The organism is Streptomyces sp. OfavH-34-F (assembly GCF_022347745.1).
Classification (GTDB): domain Bacteria; phylum Actinomycetota; class Actinomycetes; order Streptomycetales; family Streptomycetaceae; genus Streptomyces.
This window is the reverse complement of sequence record NZ_JAKRGC010000293.1, coordinates 1-8,179: the sequence shown is the minus strand read 5'-3', so window position 1 is coordinate 8,179 and position 8,179 is coordinate 1. Positions and strand designations below refer to the sequence as shown.

Annotated in this window: 8 protein-coding genes; 1 reads left to right on the top strand and 7 read right to left on the bottom strand. The window is 73.3% G+C overall.

Annotation, left to right across the window (positions count from 1 at the left end; translation table 11 throughout):
* Together MHW47_RS28660 and MHW47_RS28655 are read right to left on the bottom strand one after the other, a co-directional pair.
* On the bottom strand, positions 1–349 hold a 349-nt coding region (locus tag MHW47_RS28660), incomplete at its 3' end, for an FAD-dependent oxidoreductase (RefSeq protein ID WP_239226663.1).
* 181 nt (positions 350–530) lie between these two features.
* On the bottom strand, positions 531–1,430 hold the full coding sequence (locus tag MHW47_RS28655; RefSeq protein WP_239226662.1) for a TIGR01777 family oxidoreductase: 900 nt from the start codon (positions 1,428–1,430) through the stop codon (positions 531–533).
* 56 nt (positions 1,431–1,486) lie between these two features.
* On the opposite strand from MHW47_RS28655, the gene MHW47_RS28650 reads away from it, so the two are divergent.
* Positions 1,487–2,014 (top strand): GNAT family N-acetyltransferase, encoded by a 528-nt coding sequence (locus tag MHW47_RS28650; RefSeq protein WP_239226661.1) that lies wholly within the window; start codon positions 1,487–1,489, stop codon positions 2,012–2,014.
* Between the two features lie 8 nt (positions 2,015–2,022).
* On the opposite strand, the gene MHW47_RS28645 is transcribed toward MHW47_RS28650, so the two are convergent.
* The 5 genes from MHW47_RS28645 to MHW47_RS28625 form a co-directional block, all read right to left on the bottom strand.
* Positions 2,023–2,556 (bottom strand): DUF4240 domain-containing protein, encoded by a 534-nt coding sequence (locus MHW47_RS28645; RefSeq protein ID WP_239226664.1) that lies wholly within the window; start codon positions 2,554–2,556, stop codon positions 2,023–2,025.
* 47 nt (positions 2,557–2,603) lie between these two features.
* A complete protein-coding gene (locus MHW47_RS28640; RefSeq protein ID WP_239226660.1) occupies positions 2,604–3,602 on the bottom strand; it encodes a YafY family protein in 999 nt (332 codons plus the stop codon).
* A gap of 91 nt (positions 3,603–3,693) precedes the next feature.
* Positions 3,694–6,363 carry a pyruvate dehydrogenase (acetyl-transferring), homodimeric type gene (aceE, locus tag MHW47_RS28635; protein ID WP_239226659.1) on the bottom strand — a complete coding sequence of 890 codons (2,670 nt, stop codon included), beginning with the start codon at positions 6,361–6,363 and terminating at the stop codon, positions 3,694–3,696.
* Between the two features lie 267 nt (positions 6,364–6,630).
* Positions 6,631–7,254 (bottom strand): GntR family transcriptional regulator, encoded by a 624-nt coding sequence (locus MHW47_RS28630; RefSeq protein WP_239226658.1) that lies wholly within the window; start codon positions 7,252–7,254, stop codon positions 6,631–6,633.
* Positions 7,255–7,383: 129 nt separating this feature from the next.
* A partial coding sequence (locus MHW47_RS28625) for a 2-oxo acid dehydrogenase subunit E2 (protein WP_239226657.1) occupies positions 7,384–8,179 on the bottom strand: 796 nt, incomplete at its 5' end.

The window sequence follows — 8,179 nt, the reverse complement described above, 5'->3', positions numbered from 1 at the left end:
CCTTGAGCGCGCCCCGTGTGCGGCGCGAGCGCGGTGTGCCCCGCGTCTCGCCGGTCCGGTGGCGGCGGCCCCGGCTGTGGACGAGGACGCCGGGATCGAAGGTGCGCAGGACGAGCCCGTCGAGCCCCGGTGTGGTGCGGAGCTCCGGATACGCGGTGTTGAGCAGCGGGCCGATCCGGTCGAGCCGGAACCCGTCCACCTCGTCGGTCGTCATCCGGCCGCCGACGCCGGGGCCGGCCTCCAGGACGCTGACGCTGACCCCCGCGCTGGTCAGCCGGTGGGCCGCCGACAGGCCGGCGATCCCGGCCCCGATGATGACGACGTCCGCGTGGTGTGCCGTGCCGAGCACGTGCCCTCCCCGGTTCGGAGCAAGTGGTGGGAGGCTCTTGCCCTCAACCGCCCACCGGAATGCGTGCGTTCGTCAGGAGGCTAGGAGAGTGGCCCGATCGTGCGCAGTCGCGCGCGTACCGGTGCACCGATGCACGGGGTCGCACACCCGTCCGAACCGGCGGGCAGGTGCGGGGCGGTGCTCAGCGCAGCGCCGCGCGGACGGCGGCGTCGATCCCGGGGAAGGCGAACGCGAAGCCGGAGTCCAGCAGCCGTGCGGGCAGCACGCGCTGACTGCCCAGCACGTCCCCGGCGAACTCGCCGAGCACGACCCGCAGGGCCGGCGCGGGCGCGGTGAACAGCGTCGGCCGCCGCAGCACCCGGCCCATCGCGGCCGTCACCTCGGCGTTGGTGACGGGCTCCGGAGCCGTCAGGTTCACCGGCCCGGACAGCTCCGGGGTGTCCAGGATGTGCCGCAGCGCCGCGATGTGGTCGTGCAGCGCGATGAAGCTCCAGTACTGCCGCCCGTTGCCCATCCGGCCACCGAGGCCCGCCCGGAACAGCGGGAACAGCCGGCCCCAGGCGCCCCCCTCGCGGGCGACCACCAGACCGGTGCGGGCGTGCACCGTACGCACCCCCGCCTCCTCGGCCGCCGCCGTGGCCTCCTCCCACTCCACGCACACCGAGGGCAGGAAGCCCTCCCCGGGCGGCGCGTCCTCGTCCACCGCGCGGTCCCCGGTCTCCCCGTAGAAGCCGATCGCGGACCCGGACAGCAGCACGGCCGGCGGGGTGTCCAGCGAGGCGACGGCCTCCGCGATCGCGGCGGTGCCCAGCACCCGGCTGTCCCGGATCTCCTTCTTGTACGCCGCCGTCCAGCGGTGGTCGCCGACCCCGGCCCCGGCGAGGTGGACCACCGCGTCGCAGCCGACCAGACCCGACGCGTCCACGTAGTCGCGCTTCGGATCCCACTCCACTTCGTCACCCGCCCGCGCCGGGCGGCGCACCAGGCGCACCACCTCGTGCCCGTCGGCCCGCAGCGAGCGCACCAGCGCCGCTCCGATGAGTCCGTTCGATCCGGTGACGGCGATACGCGAGTGCGGCATGACGTCCATCCTGCCCCACCCGGGCCGCCCCACACGGCCGTGGCACAGTGGCGGCCATGACCGAATCCTCGATACCCGCCCCGCCCGTCGTCCGCCGCGCCGTACCCGACGACGGACCCGCACTCGGCGAGCTGGACCGGGCCACCTGGTCGACCCTGCACGCGGTGCAGCCCCGCCCACAGCCCCCGTACGCCCCCTTCTTCGACGAAGGCCACCCGCCGCACGACATCCTGGTGGCCGAGGCGGTCGGCGCGGCGGGGCGGCCGGAGCCGGCCGGCTACATCCGCGTCGTCCCGCCCACCCCGCTCGCCTGCAACGCCCACGTACGGCAGATCCAGGGCCTCGCCGTGGCCCACTGGGCGCGCGGCCGGGGCGTCGGGCGCGCCCTGATCCGCGCCGCCTGCGCCGCCGCACGCGCCGAGGGCGCGAACCGGATGACGCTGCGGGTCCTCGGCCACAACGCGCCCGCCCGCGCGCTGTACGAGGCGGAGGGCTTCACCGTCGAGGGCGTGCTGCCGGGCGAGTTCTTCCTGAACGGGCGGTACGTGGACGACGTGATGATGGGCCGCCCGCTCGCCCCGTGAGGCGCGCCTCAGCCCCCGTACCGCTCCCAGAGCGCGGGCAGCCGGGCCGCCAGCGCCGCGTCGTCGTCCAGGTCGAGCGGGGTGCCCTCCGGCTCGTCCGGCTGCGGCGGCAGCCCCAGGTCCGGCGGGAGGATGCCGGTGAGCTGTTCGTACGCCTCGTCGGCCGCGTACCCCAGCTCCTCGCCGTCGCCGTCCAGTTCCTCGTCGAAGGAGTCGAGCAGCTCCGCCAGGCTGTCCGGGTCGTGCACCGCGCCCTCGAACACCTCCCGGCCCCGGCCGATCAGCCAGCAGCGGAAGGAGTCGAAGGCGTCGTCGCCCGCGTCGCCCAGCAGCACGGCGGCGGCCGCCCACAGGTCCCAGCGGTAGGCCCGGTTGAAGCGCGACTCGAAGTGCCGGGCGAAATCCAGCACGGATTCCGGATCGAGCCGCACCAGCCGTTCGACCAGCAGGTCGGCATGGTCCTCGGGGTCGCCGCCGGCGGCCTCGCGGGTGCTGTCGATCAGCTCCCAGAACTCCGTCTCGTCCCTCACGCATCCCAGCATCCGCCCCGGCGGCGGGTGCCGCACGCCCGGACAGCCGAACGAAGCCGTCAGGGCGTGTCCCCGTACAGGGCGTGCAGCCGGGCGGCGGCCCCGGCGAACCGCTCCCGCAGGGCGGCCGGCCCCAGCACCTCCAACTCCGGCCCGAGACCCAGCAGCTGGCCGTAGGCGACGTCGAGCGACTCCACCGGCAGGGTGACCGAGACCCACCCGTCGCCGTCCGGCGGCCCGGCCGCCTCCAGCGCCTCCTCGGCGGCGGCCCGGTCCACCACGTGCGGCAGCCGGCGCACCGCCTCCGCCGAGAGCCGCAGCCGCACCTCGTCCCGCAGCAGGGAACGGGCGAACGCGGCTGCCCGCTCCTCCCAGAACGCGGCCAGGTCGAAACCCTCGTCCCGGACGAACGGGGTGGCGGACACCGTCACGGCGGTGAACCGGTCGACGCGGTAGACCCGGAAGTCGGCCTCCGGGCCGGAGCCGTCCGCCGCGCGGGCGCACAGGTACCAGACGCCCGCCTTGAGCACGAGCCCGTACGGGGCCAGCTCCCGCTCCGGCCCGTCTTCCCGGCCGGGGCGCCGGTAGCGGGCCAGGAGCAGCCGGTCGCGCCGGACGGCGTCGGCCACCGCGGGCAGCAGCTCGGGCGCCACCGGTTCCTGGTACCAGGCGGGCGCGTCCAGGTGGAAGCGCCGGCCGGCCCCCGCCGGGGCGTCCCGCAGCGCCGGGGTCAGGGCCGCCGACACCTTGAGCCGGGCGGCGGAGGCGGCGTCCGCGAGCCCCATCTCGCGCAGCGCGGAGGGCAGCCCGGACAGGAACAGGGCCTCCGCCTCGTCCCGTGCCAGACCGGTCAGCCCGGTGCGGTACCCGCCGACGAGCCGGTAGCCCCCGGCCCGGCCCCGCTCCGCGTAGACGGGGATGCCCGCGTCCGAGAGGGCCCCGGCGTCCCGGGTGACGGTCCGCTCGGACACCCCCAGCTCACGGGAGAGCTCGGCGGCGGTCATGCCGGGGCGCGCCTGGAGGAGCAGCACCATACGGATCAGCCGGGCAGCACGCATGCCGCCCATTGTGGCCGCCGCGCCGGACGCCGGACGCGGTGAGCCCGCCGGACACCCCGAGGGCGTCCGGCGGGCTCACCGGTGCGTGGGCTCAGAGACCGTAGCGGTCCCGCGCCTCCTTGACCGCGGTCGCCGGCACCTCGCCGCGCTTGGCCAGCTGCGCCAGGGTCGCGACCACGACCGACTGGGCGTCGACCCCGAAGTAGCGGCGGGCCGCGTCACGGGTGTCGGAGATGCCGAAGCCGTCCGTGCCGAGCGAGGTCCAGTCCTGCTCGACCCACTGGCTGATCTGGTCCGGCACCGCGCGCATCCAGTCGCTGACCGCGACGACCGGGCCCGGAGCGCCCTCCAGGACCTGCGTCACGTACGGCGTCCGCTGCTCGCCGCGGAGCAGTGCCTCGTCGCACTCCAGCGCCTCGCGGCGCAGCTCGCCCCAGGAGGTCGCGGACCAGACGTCGGCCGTGACACCCCAGTCGGCGGCCAGCAGCTCCTGCGCCTCCAGGGCCCAGTGGATCGCCGTGCCGGAGGCCAGCAGCTGGGCGCGCGGGCCGTTCGCCCCGGCGGGCGTGCCCTCCTTGAAGCGGTACAGGCCCTTGACGATGCCCTCCTCGACGCCTTCCGGCATCGCGGGCTGCGGCTTCGGCTCGTTGTAGACCGTCAGGTAGTAGAAGACGTCCTCGGCCTCGGGGCCGTACATGCGGCGCAGACCGTCCTGGACGATCACCGCGATCTCGTACGCGAACGCCGGGTCGTAGTTGAGCGACGCCGGGTTGGTGGACGCGATCAGGTGCGAGTGGCCGTCCGCGTGCTGGAGGCCCTCACCCGTCAGGGTCGTGCGGCCGGCGGTCGCGCCGACCACGAAGCCGCGGCCGAGCTGGTCGCCGAGCTGCCAGAACTGGTCGCCCGTGCGCTGCCAGCCGAACATCGAGTAGAAGATGTAGAACGGGATCATCGGCTCGCCGTGCGTCGCGTACGACGTGGCGGCGGCGATGAAGTCCGCCATGGCGCCGGCCTCGGTGATGCCCTCGTTGAGGACCTGGCCGTCCTTGGCTTCCTTGTAGTACATCAGCTGGTCGCGGTCGACCGGGTCGTACGTCTGGCCCAGCGGCGAGTAGATGCCGGCCGACGGGAACAGCGCCTCCATGCCGAAGGTGCGGGCCTCGTCGGGGACGATCGGCACCCAGCGCCTGCCGGTCTGCTTGTCCCGCATCAGGTCCTTGACCAGGCGGACGAAGGCCATGGTGGTGGCCAGCTCCTGCTTGCCGGAGCCCTTCTTCAGCGCGGCGAACGCGCGCTCCTCGGGCGCCGGGAGCGCCACCGGGTGCACCCGGCGGGCGGGGGCGGGGCCGCCGAGGGCGGCGCGCCGCTCCTGGAGGTAGCGGACCTCGGGCGAGTCGGCGCCGGGGTGGGCGTAGGGCACCAGGTGCTCGTCCAGCTTGGAGTCCGGGATCGGCAGCTCCAGCAGGTCGCGCATGGCGCGGAACTGCTTGCCGTCCAGCTTCTTCATCTGGTGGTTGGCGTTGCGGGACTCGAAGCCCGGGCCCAGCGTGTAGCCCTTGACGGTCTGCGCCAGGATCACGGTGGGCGCGCCCTTGTGCTCCAGGGCCGCCTTGTACGCCGCGTAGACCTTGCGGGCCTCGTGGCCGCCGCGCGAGGTGTGGAAGCACTCGGCGATCTTGGCGTCGGTGAGCAGCTTCGCCAGCTCGGCGAGGGCGGGCTCGGCGCCGAAGAAGTGCTCGCGGATGTAGGCGACGTCGCGGGTGGCGTACGTCTGGAACTGCGCGTCCGGTACCTCGCGCAGCCGGCGTACCAGCGCGCCCGTGGTGTCGAGCTGGAACAGCTCGTCCCACGCGGTGCCCCAGAGCGTCTTGACGACGTTCCAGCCGGCGCCGCGGAAGGCGCCCTCCAGCTCCTGGACCACGCGGAAGTTGGCGCGGACCGGACCGTCGAGGCGCTGCAGGTTGCAGTTGATGACGAAGGTCAGGTTGTCGAGCTGCTCGCGGGCCGCGAGGGCGAGGGCGGCCGTCGACTCGGGCTCGTCCATCTCGCCGTCGCCGAGGAAGGCCCAGACGTGCGAGTTCGACGTGTCCTTGATGTTGCGGTTGGCCAGGTAGCGGTTGAAGCGCGCCTGGTAGATCGCCGAGAGCGGGCCGAGGCCCATGGAGACGGTGGGGAACTCCCACAGCCAGGGCAGCCGCCGCGGGTGCGGGTAGGACGGCAGGCCGTTGCCGCCCGCCTCCTGGCGGAAGTTGTCCAGCTGCTGCTCGGTGAGCCGGCCGTCGAGGAAGGCGCGGGCGTAGATGCCGGGGGAGGCGTGGCCCTGGATGTACAGCTGGTCGCCGGAGCCCTCGCCCTCCTTGCCGCGGAAGAAGTGGTTGAAGCCGGTCTCGTACAGCCAGGCGGCCGAGGCGAAGGTGGCGATGTGGCCGCCGACGCCGAAGCGCGAGCCGCGGGTGACCATGGCCGCCGCGTTCCACCGGTTCCACGCGGTGATCCGGGACTCCATCTCCAGGTCGCCGTCGAACGCGGGCTCGGCGGCGGTGGGGATGGAGTTGACGTAGTCGGTCTCCAGGAGCTTGGGCAGCGCGAGACCGGCGCCCTCGGCATGCTCGAGCGAGCGCCGCATCAGGTAGGCGGCGCGGTGCGGGCCGGCGGCCTTGGTGACGGCATCCAGGGAGGCCGCCCATTCGGCGGTCTCCTCCGGGTCGCGGTCCGGGAGCTGGTCGAGCTCGCTCGGAAGCTTTCCAACGGGGTCGGTCATGATCGCCGCCTTCCGGTGAGGAGGGGGGTGGAGAAGTCCCTGACTGGCAGGACAGGGCGATGGGGCCGGTGGGCCCGCGAGGTGAACTGTAAGACGCCGATCGATGATCGATCAAAGGATGAAAGGCAAAACTTCTCGATATGAAGAAAAGTGGCATGCGGTGCCATGAAACAGGGCACCGAGTGACGGGACTTAACCGTCAAAAAGGGCACGCGTGTGCGCAGGAGAGCGCCCCTCCCGACAGATGCGCACCGGGCCCGCCGCGGCTCAGGCGCGCGGCGCGCACCCCAGCACGTGCGCCTTGACCAGGGCGCCGATGTCCGGGTCCTTGCGCAGGAACGCGTCGATCAGGGCCTGGTGCTCCTCGGCGTACGACTTCTGCACCGTGCCGAGCCAGCGGATCGACAGCGCCGTGAACACCTCGATGCCGAGCCCCTCCCAGGTGTGCAGCAGCACCGCGTTGCCCGCCGCCCGCACCATCTCCCGGTGGAAGCCCACCGTGTGCCGCACCTGCGCCTCGCCGTCCGACAGCCGGTCCGCCTCGTACAGCGCGGCCACGTGCGGGGCCAGCAGCGAGCAGTCCTCGCCGAGCCCCGGAGCCGCCAGCTCGGCGGCGATCTGCTCCAGCCCGGCCCGTACGGGGTAGCTCTCCTCCAGGTCGGCGGCGGTGAGGTTGCGGACCCGGACGCCCTTGTTGGGCGCCGACTCGATCAGCCGCAGCGTCTCCAGCTCCCGCAGCGCCTCGCGCACGGGCGTCTGGCTGACCTCCAGCTCGGTGGCGATGCGCCGCTCCACGATCCGCTCGCCCGGCTTCCAGCGCCCGCTCACGATCCCCTCCACGATGTGCTCGCGGATCTGTTCGCGCAGCGAGTGGACGACGGGCGGGGTCATGACGGGCTCCTTCGGACAGACCGGTACGCCTGCGCCGGGCACAGTGGCCGGGGCGACCGGGTGTCTAGACAATACGGCGGCGCCCCCGTCCGAAAGGGTTCCGGACGGGGGCGCCGATCGTGAGGCTGGTTACAGGCCGAGCTCGACCTCGAACTCGCCGGCCTCCAGGATCGCCTTGACCGCGGTCAGGTAGCGGGCGGCGTCCGCGCCGTCCACCAGACGGTGGTCGTAGGAGAGCGACAGGTACGTCATGTCGCGGACACCGATCACGGTGCCCTCCTCGGTCTCGATGACCGCCGGACGCTTCACGGTGGCGCCGATGCCCAGGATGGCGGCCTGGTTCGGCGGCACGATGACGGTGTCGAACAGCGCACCGCGCGAGCCGGTGTTGCTGATGGTGAAGGTGGCGCCGGACATGTCGTCCGGGGTCAGGCCGCCACCGCGGGCCTTGCCGGCCAGCTCGGCGGTCTTCTTCGAGATGCCGGCGATGTTGAGGTCGCCCGCGCCCTTGATGACCGGGGTCATCAGGCCCTTCTCGGCGTCCACGGCGATGCCGATGTTCTCCGAGTCGAAGTACGTGATCGTGCCTTCGTCCTCGTTGATCCGGGCGTTGATGACCGGGTGGGCCTTCAGCGCCTGGGCGGCGGCCTTGACGTAGAACGGCATCGGGGAGAGCTTGACGCCCTCACGGGCCGCGAAGCCGTCCTTCGCGCGGGCGCGCAGCTTCATCAGCTTGGTGACGTCGACCTCGACGACCGAGGTCAGCTGGGCCTGCGAGTGCAGCGCCTTCATCATGTTGTCGCCGATGACCTTGCGCATGCGGGTCATCTTGACCGTCTGACCGCGCAGCGGGCTGGCCTCCAGCTTCGGCGCCTTGGAGGCGGCGGCGGCCGGAGCGGCGGCGGGCGCCGGGGCAGCGGCGGCG